This window comes from Paenibacillus sp. 23TSA30-6, assembly GCF_014858585.1.
GTDB lineage: Bacteria > Bacillota > Bacilli > Paenibacillales > Paenibacillaceae > Paenibacillus.
On the sequence record NZ_SLTL01000039.1, the window covers coordinates 1 to 22,375 of the forward strand.

The 22,375-nt window shown below is 44.3% G+C and carries 22 protein-coding genes and 3 pseudogenes; 17 read left to right on the forward strand and 8 right to left on the reverse strand.

What is annotated here, in order from left to right:
• On the forward strand, positions 1-473 hold a 473-nt coding region (locus E0698_RS23695), incomplete at its 5' end, for a GH12 family glycosyl hydrolase domain-containing protein (protein WP_443146923.1).
• 45 nt (positions 474-518) lie between these two features.
• Positions 519-1,256, forward strand: a complete 738-nt coding sequence (locus E0698_RS23700; protein ID WP_192513108.1) for a cyclase family protein — start codon at positions 519-521, stop codon at positions 1,254-1,256.
• 157 nt (positions 1,257-1,413) lie between these two features.
• Here the strand turns inward: E0698_RS23700 and E0698_RS23705 are convergent, their stop codons facing one another.
• A complete protein-coding gene (locus E0698_RS23705; RefSeq protein WP_134913226.1) occupies positions 1,414-1,827 on the reverse strand; it encodes a DUF4183 domain-containing protein in 414 nt (137 codons plus the stop codon).
• 400 nt (positions 1,828-2,227) lie between these two features.
• On the opposite strand from E0698_RS23705, the gene E0698_RS23710 reads away from it, so the two are divergent.
• Positions 2,228-2,902: a DUF4183 domain-containing protein gene (locus E0698_RS23710; RefSeq protein ID WP_223264061.1), complete on the forward strand. Its 675-nt coding sequence runs from the start codon at positions 2,228-2,230 to the stop codon at positions 2,900-2,902.
• 28 nt (positions 2,903-2,930) lie between these two features.
• Here the strand turns inward: E0698_RS23710 and E0698_RS23715 are convergent.
• Positions 2,931-3,882, reverse strand: a pseudogene (locus E0698_RS23715) (oxidoreductase).
• A gap of 204 nt (positions 3,883-4,086) precedes the next feature.
• Between E0698_RS23715 and E0698_RS23720 the strand changes: the two are divergent.
• A complete protein-coding gene (locus E0698_RS23720; RefSeq protein ID WP_134913228.1) occupies positions 4,087-4,671 on the forward strand; it encodes a TetR/AcrR family transcriptional regulator in 585 nt (194 codons plus the stop codon).
• A 76-nt stretch (positions 4,672-4,747) separates the two neighbouring features.
• Positions 4,748-5,329 (forward strand): NAD(P)H-dependent oxidoreductase, encoded by a 582-nt coding sequence (locus tag E0698_RS23725; protein ID WP_134913229.1) that lies wholly within the window; start codon positions 4,748-4,750, stop codon positions 5,327-5,329.
• A 4-nt stretch (positions 5,330-5,333) separates the two neighbouring features.
• Here the strand turns inward: E0698_RS23725 and E0698_RS23730 are convergent, their stop codons facing one another.
• Positions 5,334-6,221, reverse strand: coding sequence for an NAD-dependent epimerase/dehydratase family protein (locus E0698_RS23730; RefSeq protein WP_192513109.1), 888 nt, complete (start codon positions 6,219-6,221; stop codon positions 5,334-5,336).
• Between the two features lie 22 nt (positions 6,222-6,243).
• On the reverse strand, positions 6,244-6,507 hold the full coding sequence (locus E0698_RS23735; protein WP_134913230.1) for an MFS transporter: 264 nt from the start codon (positions 6,505-6,507) through the stop codon (positions 6,244-6,246).
• Between the two features lie 325 nt (positions 6,508-6,832).
• Here E0698_RS23735 and E0698_RS23740 point away from each other — a divergent pair, with 325 nt between their 5' ends.
• Positions 6,833-7,396 (forward strand): GNAT family N-acetyltransferase, encoded by a 564-nt coding sequence (locus E0698_RS23740; protein ID WP_134913231.1) that lies wholly within the window; start codon positions 6,833-6,835, stop codon positions 7,394-7,396.
• A 213-nt stretch (positions 7,397-7,609) separates the two neighbouring features.
• On the opposite strand, the pseudogene E0698_RS23745 reads toward E0698_RS23740, so the two are convergent.
• Positions 7,610-7,753, reverse strand: a pseudogene (locus tag E0698_RS23745) (LysE family translocator); the annotation flags it as partial.
• 362 nt (positions 7,754-8,115) lie between these two features.
• The gene (locus tag E0698_RS23750) at positions 8,116-9,312 is read right to left on the reverse strand and encodes a glycoside hydrolase family 5 protein (protein WP_192513110.1); all 1,197 of its coding nucleotides are present in this window, start codon (positions 9,310-9,312) and stop codon (positions 8,116-8,118) included.
• A 221-nt stretch (positions 9,313-9,533) separates the two neighbouring features.
• On the opposite strand from E0698_RS23750, the gene E0698_RS23755 reads away from it, so the two are divergent.
• The 4 genes from E0698_RS23755 (at position 9,534) to E0698_RS27755 (ending at position 12,943) form a co-directional block, all read left to right on the forward strand.
• The gene (locus E0698_RS23755; protein WP_192513111.1) at positions 9,534-10,556 is read left to right on the forward strand and encodes a substrate-binding domain-containing protein; all 1,023 of its coding nucleotides are present in this window, start codon (positions 9,534-9,536) and stop codon (positions 10,554-10,556) included.
• Positions 10,557-10,876: 320 nt separating this feature from the next.
• On the forward strand, positions 10,877-12,127 hold the full coding sequence (locus E0698_RS23760) for a PTS ascorbate transporter subunit IIC (protein ID WP_044648863.1): 1,251 nt from the start codon (positions 10,877-10,879) through the stop codon (positions 12,125-12,127).
• Positions 12,128-12,201: 74 nt separating this feature from the next.
• On the forward strand, positions 12,202-12,543 hold the full coding sequence (locus E0698_RS23765; RefSeq protein WP_149093768.1) for a cupin domain-containing protein: 342 nt from the start codon (positions 12,202-12,204) through the stop codon (positions 12,541-12,543).
• Between the two features lie 319 nt (positions 12,544-12,862).
• Positions 12,863-12,943, forward strand: coding sequence for a hypothetical protein (locus E0698_RS27755; protein ID WP_431091390.1), 81 nt, complete (start codon positions 12,863-12,865; stop codon positions 12,941-12,943).
• Positions 12,944-13,182: 239 nt separating this feature from the next.
• Here the strand turns inward: E0698_RS27755 and E0698_RS23770 are convergent, their stop codons facing one another.
• Entirely contained in the window at positions 13,183-14,121 is a 939-nt protein-coding gene (locus E0698_RS23770; protein WP_192513112.1) for a helix-turn-helix transcriptional regulator, read from the reverse strand.
• 121 nt (positions 14,122-14,242) lie between these two features.
• Between E0698_RS23770 and E0698_RS23775 the strand changes: the two genes are divergently transcribed.
• On the forward strand, positions 14,243-14,692 hold the full coding sequence (locus tag E0698_RS23775) for a VOC family protein (RefSeq protein WP_192513113.1): 450 nt from the start codon (positions 14,243-14,245) through the stop codon (positions 14,690-14,692).
• 179 nt (positions 14,693-14,871) lie between these two features.
• Here the strand turns inward: E0698_RS23775 and E0698_RS23780 are convergent.
• Positions 14,872-15,437 (reverse strand): annotated as a pseudogene (locus tag E0698_RS23780) (helix-turn-helix domain-containing protein).
• Between the two features lie 36 nt (positions 15,438-15,473).
• Between E0698_RS23780 and E0698_RS23785 the strand changes: the two are divergent.
• The 6 genes from E0698_RS23785 (at position 15,474) to E0698_RS23810 (ending at position 21,960) form a co-directional block, all read left to right on the forward strand.
• Complete coding sequence (locus tag E0698_RS23785) at positions 15,474-15,833, forward strand: hypothetical protein (RefSeq protein WP_238354121.1); 360 nt, start codon at positions 15,474-15,476, stop codon at positions 15,831-15,833.
• Between the two features lie 238 nt (positions 15,834-16,071).
• On the forward strand, positions 16,072-17,832 hold the full coding sequence (locus E0698_RS23790; protein ID WP_192513114.1) for a cache domain-containing sensor histidine kinase: 1,761 nt from the start codon (positions 16,072-16,074) through the stop codon (positions 17,830-17,832).
• 2 nt (positions 17,833-17,834) lie between these two features.
• Positions 17,835-18,635: a response regulator transcription factor gene (locus tag E0698_RS23795; protein ID WP_192513115.1), complete on the forward strand. Its 801-nt coding sequence runs from the start codon at positions 17,835-17,837 to the stop codon at positions 18,633-18,635.
• A 136-nt stretch (positions 18,636-18,771) separates the two neighbouring features.
• Positions 18,772-20,115, forward strand: coding sequence for an extracellular solute-binding protein (locus E0698_RS23800; protein ID WP_192513116.1), 1,344 nt, complete (start codon positions 18,772-18,774; stop codon positions 20,113-20,115).
• A gap of 26 nt (positions 20,116-20,141) precedes the next feature.
• On the forward strand, positions 20,142-21,023 hold the full coding sequence (locus E0698_RS23805) for an ABC transporter permease subunit (protein WP_192513117.1): 882 nt from the start codon (positions 20,142-20,144) through the stop codon (positions 21,021-21,023).
• A gap of 55 nt (positions 21,024-21,078) precedes the next feature.
• A complete protein-coding gene (locus tag E0698_RS23810; protein ID WP_192513118.1) occupies positions 21,079-21,960 on the forward strand; it encodes a carbohydrate ABC transporter permease in 882 nt (293 codons plus the stop codon).
• Positions 21,961-22,375: the final 415 nt, after the last annotated feature.

Below are 22,375 nucleotides of genomic sequence, written 5' to 3' on the forward strand. Positions count from 1 at the left end.
GTGTGCAACCCCATCGTACCGAGGCGCTCGTTTTTGTGCAAAGGCCAAATTATTCATTCTACAGGAATTCTAACGGGACCTACAACGCTGCTTATGATGTGTGGTTCCACGAAACAGACAAAGCGAGCTGGGACTCAACTCCGACCGATGAATTGATGATTTGGCTGAATAATACGAATGCCGGTCCGGCTGGAACTTATGTGGAAACCGTCTCCCTTGCGGGAAGCAACTGGGATGTGTACAAAGGCTGGATTGATGCAGGCAGTGGTAAGGGCTGGAACGTGTTTTCCTTTGTGAGAAAGTCCAATACGAATAGCGCGTCGTTCAATATCAAAAATTTTACCGACTATATGATCTATACGAAAAAATGGATGAGTAACGCGAAATTCGTCAGCAGCGTGGAATTCGGTACTGAAATTTTCGACGGTAGCGGCTCTATCAATATCAACAAATGGAATGTTAACGTACAATAAATATCAAAACAATTCTTATAATATAGCTGAGGAGGAATGGGCATCATGGCAGAGCACTTAGCAGATATCTTGAAGTTATTAAAGCAAAAAGAATGGGTGGATTTGTCCCACGCCTTTTATCCTGAAATTCCTCATTTTCCGGTATTCGATAATGTTCAGGTTGACACGCTGTTTACTCATGACGATGGTTTTTTTGTGAAGCAATACTGTTTTCCGGGGCAGTATGGCACGCATATTGACGCACCAGTTCATTTTGTGAAGGGCAAACGATATTTGCATGAGCTTTCCTTGAAGGAGCTGGTTCTGCCGCTGGTCGTTATTGACCGTTCAGTAGCCGTAGCCGCTAATCCCGACTATGAGCTTACGGTTGCCGACATTGTGGCTTTTGAGAAGGAGCATGGACGAATTGTCGATCAAGCTTTTGTAGCCTTTCGCAGTGATTGGAACAAGCGTTGGCCTGATTCGGAGGCCTTTTCGAACAAGGATGCTACGGGAGACGCACACTGCCCGGGCTGGTCACTGGAAGCGTTGCGCTTTTTGGTAGAAGAGCGGAATGTTGCTGCCATCGGACATGAAACGCTGGATACCGATTCCTCCGTGGCTTATCGCAAAGCAGGCAAGCTGGTAGGGGAATATTACATATTGGAACAGGATCGTTATCAGGTTGAGGTGCTGACGAATTTAGACAAGCTGCCTCCGACGGGTGCTGTCATTTATAATATCGTACCGAGCATTCAGGATTCCCCCGGATTTCCGGTGCGTTCGTTTGCTATTTTGCCTTAATCATTTGATACCGGGTTGTTTGAATACGATTATACAATCATCTTGAGCATAAAAGACCGGTTCAGATATATCTGAACCGGTCTTTTATGGTTTATTCGGGGTAGTGAACAGTATGCTTGATTGCTCAGTCCAGCTTCAATCTAAATAGTGGAATAGCTTAAGTGATAATAGTGACGGTAGGAGCAGAGATGGTAGGCTGTGTTGTGATGGTGGAGGTCGTGCCGCTAAAGTCTGATATTTCTATGACAACTGGAACACCCGGTGTAATATCCACGGAGGCAATGACCAGACTTGCTGTGCTTAGGGTGAATAAGGAGCTCTGCTGAATAACTCCGTTAATATAATAATTAGAAGAATCCGTAGCTGTTAATGTTGGCAAAGCAACTACTGGAGCGTCAGCGTCATCTACAAAGCTTGCAGCAGGAACGGTTGTTGTTGTAGCTCCGATCATCCCGGCTGTAATCGTTGCAAAAAAACGAGTCACGGCTGGGGTAATGGTCGTAGTTACGGCACCACCAGAGGCTACGGGGGCAGTAGCTACTGCTGTATACACAGGTTTTATAATTGGCATAGGGCTCATCTCCTTTCTTGGATGGTTTGAACCATGCAATGGCTCATAATCAATAAATGAGTGTGATCCAGATTCGGAAACGGCATATTAACCTTTATGTTAACAATTAGGGTGGATGAAGGAAGCCTCATTTTACTGCAAATATAGATGGAAGCGGTTCACTAATAACGGACTACTGCAAATGCCCAAAACCCTACAGGGTAATGTGCATACAATATCATAGAGGTGAGAAAAGGAGGTGTAAACGGCTGGTATGGGCAAACGCGCTTCATCACGAAGAAGGCATGGAAAGCGAACCGTACTTTACAGATCCATCAGACGTAAAAAATGTACAGCAAGTTTTAAATTCAGACGCCGAAGAAAGACGAGGTTACATTTCAAAAAACATCCGAAGCTGACTATGCATCGGCAGCATAGTAGCGTTCCTGCCAAACGGCGCAGAAGATTGAACCTGACGGGAAAGCAAGGTATGCCGGGTTCGGTAGGGCAGCAGGGTAAGTCCGGCCTGGCAGGAGGGCAAGGCGTAACCGGCTCGCCGGGTGTGCAAGGTCCACCAGGACTGACAGGTGCACAAGGCATTCCGGGTTTGGCAGGAGCGCAGGGTGTACCCGGAGCAGCGGGAGCACCTGGAACTCCGGGCCCGGTAGGTGCAGGGATATCAGGAGCGACAGGTGCAACGGGCATACAGGGCCCGACAGGAACACAGGGAGTATCCGGCTCAACGGGAGTGCAGGGTGTAACAGGTCCTTCCGGTCCAGCATTCGACATTGCAGATATTGAAATTGTTCCTACCGCTGAACGGTATTTTTATTTTGCCCCCGATGATATTCAATCTTCGGTCACGATCAGGGTGGATCAATTCTCTGTTGATGGAGTCCAAGAGGCTTCTCCGCTATTTAATGTCGGAAGTAACAGCTATGCCAATTTGTATATTAACGGGATGATACAAGAAAGCACTCTGTATAGCCTGACGCCTTCTTCGGTGACGATTCATCTCGACGAAGGAGAAACGATTTACTCCGGTACACCTATCATTGTGGAAACTGTCCAATTTAGGGCGCGATACAGTGCGTAATACAGCACGCTATACGATGTACAGTTATTCAAAACCAGAACTGGTTATATGGCGCTGGTCCTTCCATGCGGACACCGAGTTGTTCGGCTGCCTGTCTGGGCCAGAATGGATTACGCAGTAGTTCCCGTCCTACCGCCACCAGATCAGCCCGACCGTTACGCAAAATTTCCTCTGCCTGAATCCCGTGAGTGATCAGTCCTACGGCAGCAGTCGGAATATCAGCAGCCTGACGAATGGCCTCCGAGTACGGCACTTGATAGCCCGGATACACGCTCGGCACGTCCGGCAATACACCGCCAGTGCTGACATCGATCAAATCTACACCTTGTGCTTTCATATAGTGGGCATATTGAATGGAATCCTGTAATCCATTGCCTAGTGGGCTATATTCGTCAGCGGAAATCCTCACAAACAACGGGCCGCTCCACACCAAGCGAATCTCATCAATAATCTCCCGCAAAAATTGATAACGTCGCTCTTCCGAGCCACCGTATGCATCTTCCCGTTGATTGGTATACTTGGACAAAAAATCGTTAATCAGATATCCGTGTGCCGCATGTAGCTCAATGATGTCTATTCCAGCTTGCGAAGCCCGCTTGGCGGCTTCCTTGAAGGCAAGCACAAGGTTATGAATTTCTTCAATGGACAGCGCATGGGTCGCCCGTTCGCGGTGAGGCAAACCAGAGGCAGATACAGCTGTTTCCTGAGGCAATGAGCCTTTGCGCCCGACGTGCCAGAGCTGGAGGCCAGCTTTGGAGCCTTGATCATGGATGGCTTGTACGACTTTTTGCAGCGGGGGCAATGTGCTCGTCGCTCCATAAGCTGAGGCAGCCCGAATCTTTCCCCTGCGGGGTAACTGCATGTACCTCAAGCATGACCAGCCCCACCTGTCCAAGCGCCCGAGCGCCGTAATTCAGCGTATGCCAATCGGTTGCTTTTCCATCTTCTTTAGCTGAAACTGTACCCATGGGTGACATCATAATCCGTTTTTTATTTGGTTACATATTTATTCTAAATTAATAAAATGAGATGATACACATATAGTTTAATGTTTTAACCATTTTAACTTATAAAATAATGTTATTTTTGATATTAACAATGAATTTTAAGGTTGTGATGTGGAGACAGGAAGAGCTGCATAAATATTATTTGCAATTTAGTTAGTTATCGCTTACTATATGTTTATGAACAAGAAAACACATGTAGATAGCAAGAAGAAGGATATTATGCAAGCAGCTATGCGCTTATTTGCGACCAAAGGCATCGACGGCATTTCTGTCAAAGAAATCGGGGAGGCTGCCGGTGTGACGGATGCCGCGATTTATAAGCATTTTAAGAGTAAAGATGCGATGGCCTTGGAAGTATTCGGGCAGTATTGCAACAGCTACACTACGTTGATTGACTTCTATCGCAAGCAGAGCGGGAGCTTCATTAGCCGTTTTCATCAATTGGTGGACGAGGTGCTTGTGATGCACGATAAAGATCAGTATGGTCTGCTTCTGTTATCACAGCATCATGAGCTATATGTGGAGGCAAGCCAAAGCTCGAATGTCCGGGAGCCTCTAGAGGCGTTAGTCGAATTTATTGAGCAGGGGATTCGGCACGGAGAACTGCCCAAGCAGGATGCCCAGCTATCCGGTGTGCTCATTATTGGAGCCATTACACGCTTGTCCGTGTCCAGTCTGGAGGGTGAATTGCCCCAGCAGCTTATTCCGTTTGCAACGGAGGTCAAGGAACGTTTAACCGCTTTATTAAGTCAAGGTCAGTAGTGACCTTTTCTTTTTAAATATAAAGTTAGTGTTTTCTAACTAAAAAAATAAAATATGAGGGTAGGAAGTGGCTCGAATGTCTAAAAAGATATTGGTTATTCAGGGAAATCCGGTCGTTGGCAGTTATGGAGAAGCGCTGGCTCAATCCTATGTAAAAGGAGCGGAGGCTGCGGGGGCTGAGGTGCGTTTATTGCAGTTGTCCGCGTTGGACTTTAATCCTAATCTGTTAGGTGGATATCGCAATAAATTGCCGCTGGAACCGGACTTAATCAAGGCTCAGGAATCCATTAAGTGGGCGGAGCATCTGGTTTTCGTTTTCCCGATCTGGTGGGGGAGCTTGCCTGCATTAATGAAGGGTTTCATTGACCGTACCTTTATGCCGGGATTTGCGTTTAAGTATCAAAAAGGAAAGCCTATGCCGGATAAGCTCTTAAAAGGCAGAACGGCCCGCCTCATCACAACGATGGACGGACCGCACTGGTATTACCGATTTTTCCAGGGTCAGCCTGGGCATCGGATGATGAAGGATTCCACACTGCATTTATGCGGTGTCAAACCGGTGCATTCTACTGCGATTGATCTCATGAATAAGAAAACAGATCAACAGCGCAACGATTGGCTGAGCAAGGTCGAGCAGCTAGGACGAAGCATGAGCTAAGTTTTCATGATGAAGGGATCAGTTTCTGATTTTTGAACTGGGCGAACAGATCGAGAAATACGGTTTCGCTGTCGGCAACTTCGTGAAAACCAAATTGTTTTATTTTTGTCGTATCAGTGATCACATCATATTCACTTCCCCATATTAAATCGCCAAATGGCCAAGCGGCTACTTTTTCATAAGGGGTAGGCTGTAGATCATATTTTTGTACCATTGGATCCCAGGTTTCCTTTTGTAGTGGCATCATGTCAGATAATGAAATGGTTTGCACAGGGGCAGTATCCATTCCGAAACATTCGGCAAATTTGGGCCATATATGTTCCCATCTGAAGACATTCCCAATCAGCATGGCGAGGTTCATCGGATTCCCTATGGACAATCCAGCGACCACATCAGGTCTGAGTATCGTCCAAGACCATCCTTTTCCTTTTTGGTGCGTTCGCAAGAAATCTTCTTGATTATAGTAAAAGTTTGGAGGAAGGTGACGAGGAGCACTTTCCTTGGCCGGGGTTTTAAACTTCCCCAGATGAGAACCGTACACCTTGGCTCCTTGCATCAAAATAACTCTTTGCAGAGAACCGGATTTTTCTTCCACGGCATTTACAACATGCTCTAGCATACTTGTATTTACTTCTATTAGTTCTTTGGAGAGAGCCGGAAAGTTCTGATAGGCTGCATAAAAGATATGAGTTACCTCTGGTATCTCCCTTAATTTTTCCTGAATGTCTACCTCATTTAACAGATCCATACTTACATATCGTTCTGGATGCTGGTCTGGAATCGTTCTGGCAATCCCGATGGCGTCCCAATCCTCCAATTGACTGATATGCTCCAAAATATAACTCCCAATAATCCCAGTCGCGCCTACGACAAGTGCTACTTTTTTGGACATGATACATGCTCCTTTCGGGATATCAAACGACGCAGGTTTCCTGTTTCTTCGAGTTCTTATCTTTAACATCCCCATGCCAGCTCCATAGTGTGACGATGAGGCCAAGCAGTGTAACCACAGCGGCTACCCAGGGAAGAGATTGAAGCCCCAATGGACTTTCCAGCACTATCCCGCCAAGCCATGCACCCATTGCACCCCCGAGGTTAAAAGCACCGATATTGAGTGCGGACGCCAGATTGGGAGCGAATTTGGCTTTGTCCAGCACACGCATCTGAAATCCGGGCACGGTGCCAAATGCGGCAAATCCCCAGACAAAAACCGTAATGACGGTTGCCCAAGGGCTGTGGCTTGTAAATGTAAAGAGTCCCAGTTGTCCAAAGAAAATAAAGTATTGGACTCGTTACGTCCCATAAGCTACTATGAAAGAATGAATTAAACTTTCATACACTGTGGTGCAACGTAGGATGCATGAATGGCTAACGGGCAGTTTAGTGCGAACTTGTTCAGGAAGGAAAACACAGACCCGATCTGGAATTTATTTAAATATTATCTTAGGAGGACTAGGCTTATCTCCTTATAACCAATGTATACAAAACTAGGTGGGTGTTCATATGGAAGATGTGTTCAATGCGCTACCAGTCTTAGAGACCAATCGACTTAAACTAAGAAAGATAACATTAGAAGATGCAGAGGATATGTATTATTACTGTTCTAATGAGGAAGTACCGAAGTACGCTTCTTGGAATCCTTACAAAACAATCACAGAAACAAAAGAGGCGATTGAGCGAGTACTTATCCAGTGGAATAATAAGAGCTTGGTTCATTGGGGTATTGAATATAAAGAAAATAGTAGGTTGATTGGTACAATAGAGTTCGCCACATGGGATAGACAGCATAAAATTGCCGAAATTGGATATGCCTTATCACCGGATTATTGGGGAAAGGGTATCGCAACGGAAGCCGTAAGAAAAGTTATTAAATTCGGTTTTACCAATATGGACTTGGTTCGTATTCAAGCAAAATGCTATTTAGAAAATATCGGTTCTGCACGAGTTATGGAAAAGGCGGAAATGTCATTAGAAGGAATTATTAGAAAGGGGCTCTTCATAAAAGGGAGACATCAGGATTTAAAAATGTACTCCATACTAAAGGATGAGTTTCAATCTATATGCTGAACTAAATTTAGTTTGATACACCCATAAGAACAAGCCAGTCGATCCAACTAACGGGACACGATAGTTCAATGAAACAGCGACAGTCTAGGACTTTATTTTCTTGTCCTTGGATGTCGCTGTTTCAATTTCTAGGATCAGTCTAGTACTTATTATATGGAGTCTGTCGGCTTGGCGATTCGAAAAGCCGCGTGGAATAAAGACATCCAGTCTAATAATGATACCGAAAACAGAATACACACCGGCTTTTCTCCCCTGTGCAATGCTTTCCCCAATTATATACATTGTGTCTGCACCAGGAATTAGATTTAGGAGGATTCCAGTAAGCAAAAATACTTCATAATTTATGATTCCAAACATTTTGTGAGCACCACCTCTTCATTATGAAATACATTAAAAAACCGCTTTTCACCCCTCCATAGGTCTGGCATGACCTGATTCCTGAAGGAGGGAAAGCGGCTTTTACAATGAGTATACTACGTAGTTACTCAAAAATTCACGATAATCAGCAAAAAACATGGGCAGTCTGCCAGAAAGCTACACACTCAGCGGCGTAATGGTCTCCAGTAAGTGCTACGGCCAGAAACATCAGCACCGAATCCAATCCTAAAAATGTGGTCATTCGTTAACACATGCTTCCGAAATCGTACTGATTTCGACCTCCTGTGTCAAATGCCCAAAGGATGGGCCGTTGTCATACACCCGCGGAGCAGGCGACAGGCTTATTCGGCTGCTGCTTTCGCTTGCTCCGCTGCTACGAAGGTTACAGGCTTCATAATCCGGCTCAGCATATCCTGCTTCGGACGATTCCAGGTAACCCAGTCATCCAGCAGCAGACCGCCTGTGTCGCCGCTATTCGGATTCAGGGACCAGTACGTAAAGTACAGGTTGTTGGCACGAATATAGTCTACGAGTGCATTTTGCCATTTGCCCTCAGTAGTAGACAAATCAACATTGCGACCGCCGAATTCACCGACCAGTACCGGAGCGATGTTTTGCTTGCTGATGTAGCCCCAGGTCTGATCCCAGATCGCTGGCAGGTTGGACGGGAAGGCCGGGTCGTTGAACCATGGCTGCGAAGACACACCAGGGCCGTAATCATGTGGAGAATATACGACACGGTTCGGTACATCCAGCACGACAGGATAGTTGGCTACACCTGTCAGGTTGCCACCCCACCAGTATTGGCTATTGTTGCCTTGTACATTGTGGTCTACACCTTCTACGAGAATCAGCCAATTCGGATTCACGGACAGAATCGCATTCCCTGCACGTTGTGCCGCCAGACGCCAGTCTGTGGAGGCATTGCCTGTACCCCAGCTTGCTTGACCGTGTGGCTCGTTGTGCAAATCCGCACCAATGACGGTTGAGTTATTTTTATAACGTTCAGCTAACATTTTCCAGTCACTAATCCAGCGAGACTCAGGGTACTGGGATGTGTACCACAGCTCGGATTGCCCACCTGAGCCTGGACGGTGACGGTCAAGGATAATCTGAATACCGCGTTGTCCAGCTTTTTCAATCAGCTTGTCCATGATTTGAATCGGAGTTAATCCGACCAGATCAGGGTTTTTGTGATAATCAATACTGTCTGGACGGGAACTGGAATCGAATAACTGATTGCTGTAAGGCAGACGGATGAGATTGTAGCCTTCTTTCTTCACCTGATCAAGCATGTCGTCCATTGAGCGGCTCCACAGTCCATGCAAGGTGTAATTAGGAGTTTCCAGACCAAACCAGTTCAGGCCGTTAAATGCCGCCTCTTTCCCGGATTCGTCTACAATCTTGTTTCCTTGGGTGTGATAATATCCTTTCACACTGGCTGCATCTGCCGAAGCGGGAGTGTAGCCATACAGTGTGAAGCCCATTACGAGGGAGGCAATGACGAAAAATGTTTTTTTCAACCCTTTTTTCTTCATGTTTTTTGCTTCCTCCTTTATTTAAAAGAAATTGTAACCGATTACATTCTCATTTTATGTTCAAATCTTCCGTCAAACAAGTTCATAAAATTCGTATATTTCTAAGATTTCTGTACAAGAAGGTATATAATAAAGTGAAATAAACTTTACACACAGGTTGCAGAATATATATATTTGAAAATCAACACGCCTGACATGCAGAAAAAGAGAGGGGGTTAACCATGGTCACAACGATGAAGGAAGTTGCAGAACGTGCAGGGGTGTCGAAGAGCACAGTTTCACAGTTTCTGCAAAAGAGATACAACTATATGAGTGAAAACACCAAGAAGAAGATCGAGCAAGCGATTGAGGATCTCAGTTATATTCCCAATGAGGTGGCACGCAGTCTCAAGCAGAAGAAGACCTTTATTGTGGGTGTTATTTCTTCAACCATTTTATCGAGATTTACAACAGAAGTCGTGCGTGCAATTGAAGATGAATGCCAACTGGAAAATGTCCAGGTCATTGTCTGCAATACCGATGATGATTCGCTCAAAGAGAAAAAGTATGTCCAGTCGATGATTGCTCGGCAAGTGGATGGACTTATCATTTTTCCGACGGAAGAGAACAAGAAATTATATGTTTCCCTTGTCAAGAATGGCTATCCTTTCGTGTTTGTGGACCGAAAAATCGATGAAATCAGCGTAGACACGGTGCTGCTGAATAATGAAAAAGCCAGCGAGCTTGCGGTTGAAGCACTCATTGAGCATGGTCATAACAACATTGGCATTATCACGTTTCCCTTAGGCAAAAAAGCGATCACCACACGAAGTGAGCGCCTGTCCGGTTATCGAAATACGTTGGGCAAACATGACATATCAGTGAATAAAAACTATATCAAAAGCGGCAGGTTGGATGAAATGCCCAATCTTATTGGACAACTATTTCACATGAGGAATCCGCCCACCGCAATTATTGCTACGAATGACATGATTTTGGAGCAGGTGCTGATTTATGCAAAAAATAATCGTCTGACCATACCTAATGACTTTTCCTTGATTGGCATAGATGATGTATCCTTTGCGTCTTTTTATAATCCGCCGATCACTACCGTTTCCCAGCCGAGCTTTGAAATGGGGAAAAGAAGTGCGAGGCTGCTGCTGGAGAAAATCGATCAAAAAGAGCAGGGTCGTGAGGAGCTGTCAGAAATCATCCGATTGAATCCGGCCATTAACCACAGAGAATCTGTCCAAAAATTGAACTGAATAATTTGAATAAGTCTTTTTATCTTTTAGGAAACGTTTTTATGAATTCTATTGTAAAAAGAAAATAATGAGCTATAATAATCCTATGATTCGAGTCATGAATACCTTTTCATTTCTTTATCTACCTGATTTTAGTGATGATAGCGATTTAAGAGAAGGGAGGAATGAATCTTAAACGAATAATTTATGGATTCAATTGTGATCTAATTCACAAAAATAATTCTGCTTCTTTTTACATTCCCGGAAGGGAAATTTTTTTCAAGTATTACTAAATCGATTTAGTAAGAGTGAAAATTAATAAAAGAAAGTCGGAGATCACTATGGAAATGTTTATGAGTATTATCAGGGAGCCATCCATCATTATCGCGATTGTGACATTACTCGGCCTTATATTCCAGAGGAAGAAAGTATCCGAGATCATTACGGGAACTACCCTTTCTTTCATGGGCTTCACCATGATCAAAGTCGGCGGCGGAATTTTAGGAGGCGTTCTCACCAACTTCAGCCAAATTTTTTCTTATGCGTTCAAACTTAAAGGTGTCGTACCAAGCAATGAAGCCATCATGGCACTGACCATTGATCAGATCGGGGCGGATGCTGCGCTCATTCTGCTCTTTTCCATGATCCTTAACATCGTGCTTGCGCGCCTGACCAAGTTCAAGTACATTTATTTGTCTCTTCACTTGATTTTGTTCATGAGCTTTGCCGCTACAGCCGTTATGAAAGGTCTGGGTCTCAGTTCGCTGACTACGATCATCGTCGGTTCTTTGGTAATCGGGAGCTATATGGCAGTGTTCCCTTACCTGCTCCGGAATGCCAGCAAAAACATTATCAAATCTGATGAATATACGATTGCTCATGCTTCCATGACCTCTTACATTCTCGGCACCTATTTAGGAAAAGTTTTTGGCAACCGTGAAAATGACACCGAAAACGTAAAAATTAATGACCGCATCAGTTTTTTGCGCGACCCCAATGTTGCAACGACCTTGACGATGCTTGTGCTTTTACTGGTATCCGGACTGGTTGCTGGTTCTGATTATGTCAGCAAATTATCTGATGGCAAAGAATACATCGTCTTCATCCTCGAACAGTCAGCTATTTTTGCTGCCGGCTTGTATATCGCAAAAGCAGGTGTTAAGCTGTTCACGACTGAAATTGTACCCGCTTTTAAAGGGTTCTCCCAAGTGTTCGCACCTGGAGCAATCCCTGGTGTGGATGTTCTGGTACTGTTCGACAAATCACCCAATTCCGCGTTGGTAGGCTTCTTGGTCAGCTTCTTCACAGGCGTTGCCTGCGTCTTTCTTTTCCCGCTTGTCGGATTGCCTGTCATTGTGCCGGGGATCATGGCCTGCTTCCTCGCTGGTGGTGCAGCCGCGATATTCGGCAATTCCAGCGGTGGTTTCAGAGGGGCTGTCATTTCCAGTTGTCTTAATGGATTCTTGCTCTGTCTGCTGCCGGCCCTCACCTTGCCGCTCTTTTCTTTTTTGGGTGCCGAAGGGGTGACATTCGCTGATCCCGACTTTACTACCCTTTCCGGAGTACTGTGGCTTATTTTCCGCTGGTTTTAAACTAAATCGATTTATGAAGTTTTTTAAAATAACTCATCTCACTAATTTGTGTTCTAAATGAGGAGGAATTATCCATGTTTTTTAACGACCAAGATATTCAAATTGATATCGTTGACAGTAATACCACCCGGAAAGTGCTGGCCCACAGCGACCAACTTATGTATGTCAAAGTGATGTTTGCTAAAGCCCAAACAGGGGAGATCCCGTTGCATAAGCATGTCCATGAACAAGTCACTTATGTAATAAAGGGAAGTTTTAAGTTCATGATCGATAATGGCGAAACAAAGGAAGTCCAGACCGTCAAAGAAGGAGACAGCATCCATTTTCCATCCGATACTCTTCATGGCTGTATCCCACTGGAGGACGGCGGTATTCTGCTAGATGCATTTACACCAGCACGTGCAGATTTTCTGTAAATTCACTTACAAAATACGGTTTATCTATTGAGTACGTCAAAAAATGATTGATGGACAGGAAGAGTAAAAGAAAGGGATACTCCCAATGCGAGCATCCCTTTTTTGTATTCGTCTACCCAGTGATATACCTTGTTTCAAGTAAAGGAAAAACTATTAGTGATGTTAGACTAAAAAGTGGACACGGAGAAGCGAGAATATGAGAATAAAACCAAATCCATTCGAGGTGTCCACATGAGTATAAAATATGACAAAGCGTTTAAAATTTTGACCGTTCAAATAGGACTTGCATTGAATCGTTTCACAGCATTTTTCCGAGTGTATTACCTGCTTTTACAACGGTGTCCGAATCCATTCTTCTTTAGGTTATGTATCCCCGAACCAGTATGCAAATGCAGCCTAAGGATTTCTCGTTTCAATGTGTCCATTTTATTGACAGCGCAACGAGGAATCGGATTAAGGATAGCCGGATCGCAATAGGGAAACGAATGAATATAGAGAAAAAACAGGAGAAAAAAAGCAAGTGATGCCGAAGAATTATGTAGCTATTTTGTCCATCGGCATCGATGGTAGTTTATAATTTCGTGCCTCCAGTTTTGTATGGTTCGCAAACAAAAGAAAGCGATCGGATCGCATGCTGATTTATAATTTTTGATAGTGATTTAAGAGATTCTCTATTCTATCTTGAATAATTTGTTTTAATGATTCAGGCTTCACTGATATAACACAATTACCATATCTCATAAAATAGTTAGCTATAAACTCCTCTTCTCCTGGATTATAGAATCCCTTAATGACTGTTTTATGACCATTTTCTATTTTCATAGAAGGATAATGTTCTTTATAAAAAATATCCTTTGCTTGTTCTAAAATCTCTACTTCGAAGTCAATACTCTTCTCAGATTGATAAATTTCTAATGAACGACTAATGAGTTCATCTATAGAAAAATGAGATTTGATTTCCTCTTCTTCTATAAAGGTTATTCGATCACATCTGAAAACTCTATATTTATTCGTATTTAACTCTATTCCAGTAGCATACCATTGACCAAACTTAGCGGAAATTTTGAAAAATTGAACATGGTAACTTTTTTTCTGGTTATTTTTTAAATACTGAAGCTTACAGTTACTCTCATTAAGAATGCTTTTTAGAATTTTATCTAAAAAACGACTAACATTATTGTGCTGATATATTTCAAATTGTAGAACTTTTTTCATTTTGTGAATCTGCTTAATCTGTATTTTAGAAAGACAGTGTTCAAACTTTTCATTTAGTTTATTAACACTTAAATGAAATGGTGTTGATTGATAAGATTCTAACGTCAACATGGCAAAGTACAGAGCATACACTTCATCCATAGTAAAAATAATGGGGGACAACAATCTATTTTTTAAGATACCATATCGTCCATGTCTGCCATGTTCCGAAAAAATAGGCATACCTAATTGTTCTAATGAACTAATATCACGTAGAGCTGTACTTTTTGAAATATTGTATTTATCCATTAGGTCATTTAAATTAAAGAACTCTCGACTGTTTAAGTATCTGATCATGTCATTTAATCTTTCTGATTTGTTCATATAAATCTCCTTATAAAGGTGTCATGTTTTGATACCTTTATATATGATAATGAGTTCAAGGTAATATATCAAATGTATAAGATATCTGCCTAAAATCATGATATAAAAGGAGATTGATACCATGAGCACAAATTTAGAAATAGCTATTTTCTTATCAATGAACGGAAAGGCAAAAGAAGCTATAAATTTTTACAAAAACCATTTTAGCGCAAAGGAATTGTTACTTGTTACCTATCAAGATATAGCAAAACGTGACAGCTCAATACAGCTTACTGAGGAAAATAAGAATTATATTTCTCACTCTGTCTTATTAATCGGAAGAACAAAAGTAATGGTAGCAGAAGATACAATGAATATGAGTGAAGAATATACAGTTGGTAATAACACTTCATTATGTATTCAAAGTGCTGAATTAGAAGAAATTGAACATTTTTATAATAGCTTAATTACAGATGATCGAGTGAAAATCATTGTTCCTTTATCTAGTAATGTGTTTAGCAAAGCATACGGTATTATAGAAGACCCGTTCGGTATTCAAATACAATTAATGTTTGATGATAGAATACAATAAAAAATTAGCATGTTCCATGTTTCATAATGCAATCTGTATTCTGAAATTTTTATGTTACTGAGATATACTATCGTAGAATTACTGCTGTTTTATTTTTTAGTGCGGAAGTATAATGTGTTGGCGGAAATAGTAAAGAGGGGCAGCGAGCCCCTCTTTTTGTGCTTAAAATAGTAGCATGTTTAGCCTGACGAGATTACCTTTTGTGCAATAACTTTTGTCATTGCATGTTTGTGAGGAATACCTGAAGAATTGCAGTCGAAAACAACTTCTGAATTGTCTTTAATAAATCAGTCGTGATAGTGTGCAAGCAACTCACCAGAATACCACTTAAACGCGTTAACGTCAAATGCAGTGACATCATATCCATTTCTTGCAAAAAACACTGCATTTTTCCCTCGCCACAGCCAATATCCAACAATTTTAAATGTTTAGTAGGCGGCATAAATTGTAAAACCTGATAACATACTTTATTGGGTTCAGTACCCCAGTAATATTCCTGTGTTTTATATTCTTTCTCATAAATACTAATCGGTCTGTCCTGCGAGATATACCCAAGGAGTTTGTCAATGTTAACTTCTAAGGTTCTTGATAGCTGAGGTAGTAACGATATATCAGGCATTGACTGAGCATTTTCCCACTTGGATACTGCTTGAAAAGAAAGCCCTAGTATTTGTGCAAGCTCTTCTTGTGTAAGTCCTCTCTCTTTGCGGTATATGCTTATGTTTCTTGCTAATTTTTCCTTCATAAATTCTCACGCTCCTTCATGTAATCCAACAAGACTATGCTGGAGCAGGAAGACTGTGATGGAGTTGTCGTGATTGCACAAGCGACGGGCGTCGTACTGATGGTCGGCTTCATGAAGCTGGCGGCGGTTCATATGGTCGATCTGGTACGTTATTTGTTCGGAGAAGTCGCCCAGGTCACCGGTTTTGCGAACGCGGATGAAGTGAACACAACTGATCGTTTACAAGTCGGAGAGTCACACAGAACTCCCTTGGAATCACTTGCGGAAAACGATACAGTTCTGACACCGTCTGCCTCGGCGATGTCGGGCGGATACTGTGATTTGTACTTGCACGGTTTTGTTGGTGAAATCGCTCATTTTATGAACTGCTGCCAAGAAGGCTGGACGGTACCTTAGTTTAGCTGCTTTGAAAGAAGCTTATTGTTATGGCGTGTATTATCGAACGTAATCTATCCAGAGAGTACCCTCATTTTTTCGATTACCCTACGACCTTCCTATTTCATATCATTCCTGTCCATTTTGATTAATCTCTGCTGAAAATACGCCAACAAAGGGGAACGATGCGATAGAATAGAGAAATAGAAAGCGTTATCATTACCATTTTTTGTTGCGATGGTCCAGGGGGAGAAGGCATATGCGTTCAAGGTTCCAACCATTAAACACATTGCGTAATCAGATTTTTATCGGCTTTATATTGGTAATGCTCATTATGATGAGTGTGGCGGGGGCGTTCATTTATCTCAATGTATCTCACCTGTTAAAAGACAGTGCCGAGCGACATATTGGTCAGACCGCGGTACAAGCAAGCGGTAGGCTGGATGCATTAATCGGCCAGATGGACAGCTTGACGGAGCAGGTCGCGAATCACCCGTCTGTTCAGCATATTTTGCTGAAGGAGCGCAACGGGGGTAAGGTGAATTTTGGACAGCGTCAATCACTACTGCAAGTGATGCATAGCTATCAGGCATATATGCCGAGTGTCGGCTCGCTGGAGCTGTATACCGCCGAAGGGAAGATGTTGTTTCCGATTAGAGAGGGCAGTCTGGAGGAACGTATCGGACAGGCAGACATTCGGGAAGCGAATCAGATGAAAGGAAGACTGGTCTGGATCGGCATTGATCCCGAAGACCCTCGGTCACTGCTGGCAATTCGGCAGGTGAGCCTGGTGGATCGCTGGTTCTCACGCGGAGGGTACCTGATTACCCGTATGGAGCGAAGTTATTTTGGACTGAATGGTGCGTCAGCAGTCAATGAGGAAGCGGATGAAACCATGCTGCTTGTAGATCGTCAAGGCCAGCTGCTGTCGGGTGAACCTATGAACCAGACGGATTTGGCAGGTGTACTGCATAGCAAGGCACAGACGGTTCATATTGGGGAGCGAGAATATGTGAAGGCGGTTCAGCAGTCGGAGCGGACGGGCTGGTCGCTGCTGATCCTGATTCCGGTTAGCGTCGTCACAGACGGAATTACGGTTTTACGGACTACACTTATCATTTCCGCGTCTCTTGGTGCCGTGCTATTCCTGTTCATGTCCTTTATGTTGTCTACGTTGATTACAAGACCGATAGGTCACTTGATTCAGGCGATGCGCCGTTCACGGGAAGGGGCATTGGCCCTGAATCCAGAACCGGCAGCAGCGGTCGAGCTGCGAGAATTGAACGCAGAGTACAACACGATGATTGTCGATATCAATGAATTGATCCGTGTTATTTGCGAGAAGGAGGTTCTACAAAGCCAAACCGAGCTTAAAGCTCTGCAGGCGCAGATCAATCCGCATTTTCTTTTTAATACGCTGGATGCTTTCAACTGGTCGCTACAGGAGAAGGGAGAGGAGGAGCTTGCCGGGCTGATGGTGTCCATGTCACGGCTGTTTCGTTATGTTATCGAACCGGCTCACCATGACTCTTGGGTGACACTCGGGGAAGAAATGGCGCAAATCCGTCGTTATCTGGAACTGATGGAGATGCGTCTGGGTGAACGTCTGAGCTGGCAAATACATATGCCTTCGGAGGCAGCCCCAATTCCGCTTCCTAAACTGCTGATCCAGCCTATTCTAGAGAACGCCATTTTGCATGGTGTCGAAAATCGCATCGGCAACGGCCGTGTTGAAATCAGTGTCACTCCTTCGACCAGATCGGGTTGGACCAAGATCGCGGTCATAGATAACGGACCTGGAATGACACTGGAAGAACTTGCAGCTGTGCGTACAGCGTTGATGGGGGGATCAGTCTGCCAGAGCAAGGGAACCGGTATGGGACTAGTTAATGTGCAGCGCAGGCTCGCGCTCTATTATGACAACGAATCTTATCCAACGGACGGTGTGCTGATACATAGTGCTGAGCAGGAAGGGACTGTGGTCGCTTTTGAAATTCCTGATGAATATGGAGGGCGGTAGGAATGAGTGTTTCATCCAAAACCATTGTCATTGTAGACGATGAACAGCGAACACGTCAGGGGATACACCAGACACTGGAGCAATGGGCTGCCGGGAAATACCGGATTGTGACATTCGGTAATGGTTTGGAAGCATTAAATATACTGCGAGTGGAGACGGTTCATCTGTTGATTACGGATGTCCGGTTGCCGGAATTCAGTGGTCTGGATTTAATCCGCTCTCTGGAACGGGATTCACGACGACCAGCGATCATTGTCATCTCGGGTTATGCGGAGTTTGATTATGTCCAGCAGGCTCTTCGTCTGGGAGCCGTCAATTATTTGCTCAAACCGATTGATAAGCAGGAGCTGCTGAATGCGGTAAATGAAGCGCTTCGGCTGGAAGAGGAGCGGCAGCGGTACGAGAAGCTGGACAAGCTGGCTGACCCTGTTCTGCTGGAGCTTGATCTCCAGGCGGCTACTCTTAGTGATCCGGTACGATATGCCTTCACCTATATGGCGGAGCATCTTCACGAATCCATTACGATGGCGCAGACTGCCGCGCATTCACACCTGAATGCGAGCTATTTTAGTGTTTTGTTCAAGGAGCAAAGTGGTTTGTCCTTCAGCGAATATCTGCATCGGCTACGGATCCAACGGGCTAAGGAGCTGCTGCTGCATACCCAGTTGACGATTGCCCAAATCGGCGAGCGATCAGGCTACCGGACAGATAAATATTTTATTAAAGTATTCAAAGCGACCGAGGGAATAAGTCCCAGCCGCTACAGGCAGCAGATGCGTACAGGGCCGGAGAATATCGACTGACAGTATAGACAGATCAAACCCAATAAAAGTGGAATTATACCCAATGAGCGTACCCTGTTGGAAGCAGGAATGGAGTGCTAAACTTACAAATGATAACGGTTACAAAAAATATAATTATAATAACGGAGGTCTAACGATGTCCAACGAGTATGGTTTACGTAAGCGCTCACATCAAAAATGGTTTGCTGGGTTGACCCTGCTGCTATCATTCATGCTGGTGCTATCCGGTTGCGGTGTTGGTAAGGATGGTCAAGGCAGTTCCAGTGGAGAAGGGGGAAAGGTTACACTCAAAATGATGCACCTGTGGCCAGAGGGAAGCTCGGCACAGCAGAGCAAGCTTGTGACTCAGATTATAGATCAATACCAAAAGGATCATCCGAATGTCGTCATTCAGCAGGAAGTGCTGGAAAATGAACAATACAAAAACAAACTCAAAGTGCTGTCAGCTTCCAATGAATTGCCGGATATCGGTATCACCTGGGCAGCGGGCTTTATGGAGCCTTACGTTAAAGGTGGATTATTTACGCCGATGGATGACCTGTTGAATGGTTCCAAGCTGAAGGGCAAATTCGTACCGGGAACGACCGAAGCTTATGCGCTGAATGGCAAAACGTATGCGCTTCCGATTGAATTGAACATTACACCCATTTATTACAACAAAGCCATATTCCAAAAATACAACTTGAAGGTACCTGCGACATTTGACGAGTTTAAGCAGGTTGTGAAAACACTAACGGATCATGGAGTTGCACCGATTGCATTGGGCAATAAAGACCGCTGGACCGGCTCGCTCTGGTACATGTATCTGGCGGACCGTATAGCGGGTAACGAAACGCTGAAAAAAGCGATTGACGGCTCAGGATCGTTCGATGACCCTGGTTTAATTCAGGCGGCCTCCGAAGTCCAGACGCTTGTGGATATGAATGCCTTTAACAAAGGATTTAACGGCTTGTCCAATGATGAGGGAAAATCCGAGTTTATGAACGACAAGGCAGCTATGTATTTGATGGCTACTTGGGAATTGCCAAATTTTACGACCAATCCCGCAATTCCGCAAGCATTTAAAGATCAAATTGGCTTCTTTAAATTCCCGATGGTTGCAGGCGGCAAGGGCAACGAGAACAGTTGGGTAGGAGGTCCGGGAGTAGGCTTGTTCGTTTCGGAAAATTCCAAGGTGAAAGAAGAGGCCAAAGCGTTCGTTGAATACTTCGTAGTCAAATGGGGAGAGCAATCGGTCACACAGGCAGGCGTTATTCCGGCGACGAAAGTGGACACCTCCAAAGAAAATTTGCCCAAGCTGTATGTCGATTTGCTGAACGGACTGAATCAAGCCAGCAGCATTACATTGTTCGCCGATGTACAGATGAAGCCGAATGCAGCACAGGTACATTTGAATATGATTCAGGCGTTGTTTGGTAAAGCGGTGACACCGCAACAATTTGCCGACCAGCATAAGGCTGCCATCGAGAAAGGAAATTGAAATTGACCACCTAAGGAGGTCCGACCGTGGAAAAGGTCATGTCCAATAAGCTTGTCATTGCTCTATATGTATTGCCTTCTCTGCTGCTGTTATTCGCCGTGATATATGTGCCCATAGTACTGACCGGCTATTACGGCCTGAATCAGTGGAATGGAATCGGCCCTATGACTTTTGTGGGGCTGGACAATTATCAACATTTGTTCACAGACAAAGCGTTCTGGCAAAGTGCTTGGCATTCGCTGCTGTTGGCCTTGTTTTCAGGCATCAGTCTGATCGGTTATCTGGTCATTGCGATGATTTTGTCAGGGAAAATCAAGGGAGCGAATCTGCTGCGGAAAATTTATCTGATTCCCATGCTGCTGTCTTCTGTAGCGATCGCACAGCTGTGGCTCAAAATATATCATCCAACAAACGGCATGCTCAATTCCTTACTGGTGTCGGTCGGAGTTCACAACCCGCCTGAATGGTTAGCTAATCCGTCTCTGGTGCTGGTTGCCTTGTTCATCCCGATTATTTGGCAATATGCAGGCTTTTATATCCTGATCTATTATGCTGGGCTGAAAAACATCCCCGAAACGCTGATGGAGGCTGCACGGATCGACGGGGCCAGTGCCTGGCAGATTGCGACTCGTATCAAATTGCCCCTGCTGCGCGAGGTGATTAACGTTACGATCATATTATCCATTGTCGGCTCGCTCAAATATTTTGACCTCATCTACGTCATGACGGACGGTGGACCGAATGGAGCCAGTGAAGTGATGGCCTCTTACATGTACCACCAGGCATTCCGCAGCTTTGATTTTGGATACGGAAGCGCTACAGCCTTTGCCCTGCTGCTCATCTGTCTGATCGCTACGTGGCTGATCCGCAAGGTTACGGCTTCGAGTGACACCATCCAATATTCATAATACAGTCATGCAAATAGATGAGGGTAATAAAGGACAGGGAGAGGGAGGAACGGATATGAAAACCCAGGCAGCCGCCAGCTATCCCCTTGGAGTCGCTACCCGCGACAGAATGTTAACTCGGGTCGGTTATGCCGCTTTATATACACTTTTGATCATCTTGGCGGTGACGCAGCTTTTACCGCTGGTGTGGCTGATGCTTTTCTCGCTTAAAAATAATCAGGAAGTGTTTAATCTTCCGCCGTTTGCACTCCCGTCCCAGCCGCATTGGGAGAACTATATGAATGTGTGGACCAGCGGCAACATCGGGCGGTATTTTTTCAATAGTGTGTGGATTACGGTCATATCCGTGGCGCTGACGGTGCTGCTGGCCAGCTTTGTAACGTTTGCCATTACGCGTATGCGGTGGAAAGGAAGCCAGCTGGTTCTCGGGCTATTTATGGTCGGACTGATGATTCCGGTCCATGCCACCTTAATTCCGTTGTTCAGTATGTTTCTCAAACTGCATTTAACAGACACTTCACTCTCCATCATCCTGTCGTATGTCGCTTTTAATCTGCCCACAACGATGATGATCTTGCTGGGCTTCTATTACGCCTTGCCCCGTGAAGTGGAAGAAGCAGCCGTTATGGACGGCTGCTCCGTCAACCGGATGTTCTTCCGAATCGTGCTGCCCATGACAACCCCTGTCATGGCAACGACATCTATTATTAACATGATCTATAACTGGAATGAGTTTATTTTCGTCAATACGTTCATTAGCTCGGACGAAAACAAAACACTGACCGTTGGTGTCCAGAACTTTATCGGACAATATACGACCGACTGGGGAGCTATCGGAGCTACGTTGATGATCAGCATTTTGCCCATTTTGCTAGTGTTCCTCATCATGAGTGACCGGATTGTGGAAGGAATCGCAGCCGGGTCGGTTAAAGGGTAAAACAAATTCCCCTGATTAGAAGAGCACCCCCTAGTGTACACATTGGAACAAACCTTTTGGTTTATCCGGTGAATGCTAGAGGGTGCATTTTTATGTGAGTCTAGTTTGAGTTGAAGGGAAATACATGTGTTAAAAGACATGATTGCTACAACTAGAATGTTGATGCTCATGGACCTTAGTAAAAAATAACTGGTGAGCAAACAAAAAGGATATAAGACAATGTTAATTTTGGATTGATCCATTTGAGTGAATAGATGCTCATCTTCTGGTAAATTTGTAGCTTGTTGTTCACTGGCTAGTTCTAATTGATAAAATCGCTGGAGTAATATTTCAAAATAAAGTGGTGGTCAAATGAACGGGGAGTTGTACCTTTGAATAGTAAGAACATTGTGAATTACTTACCAGACTTGTATGA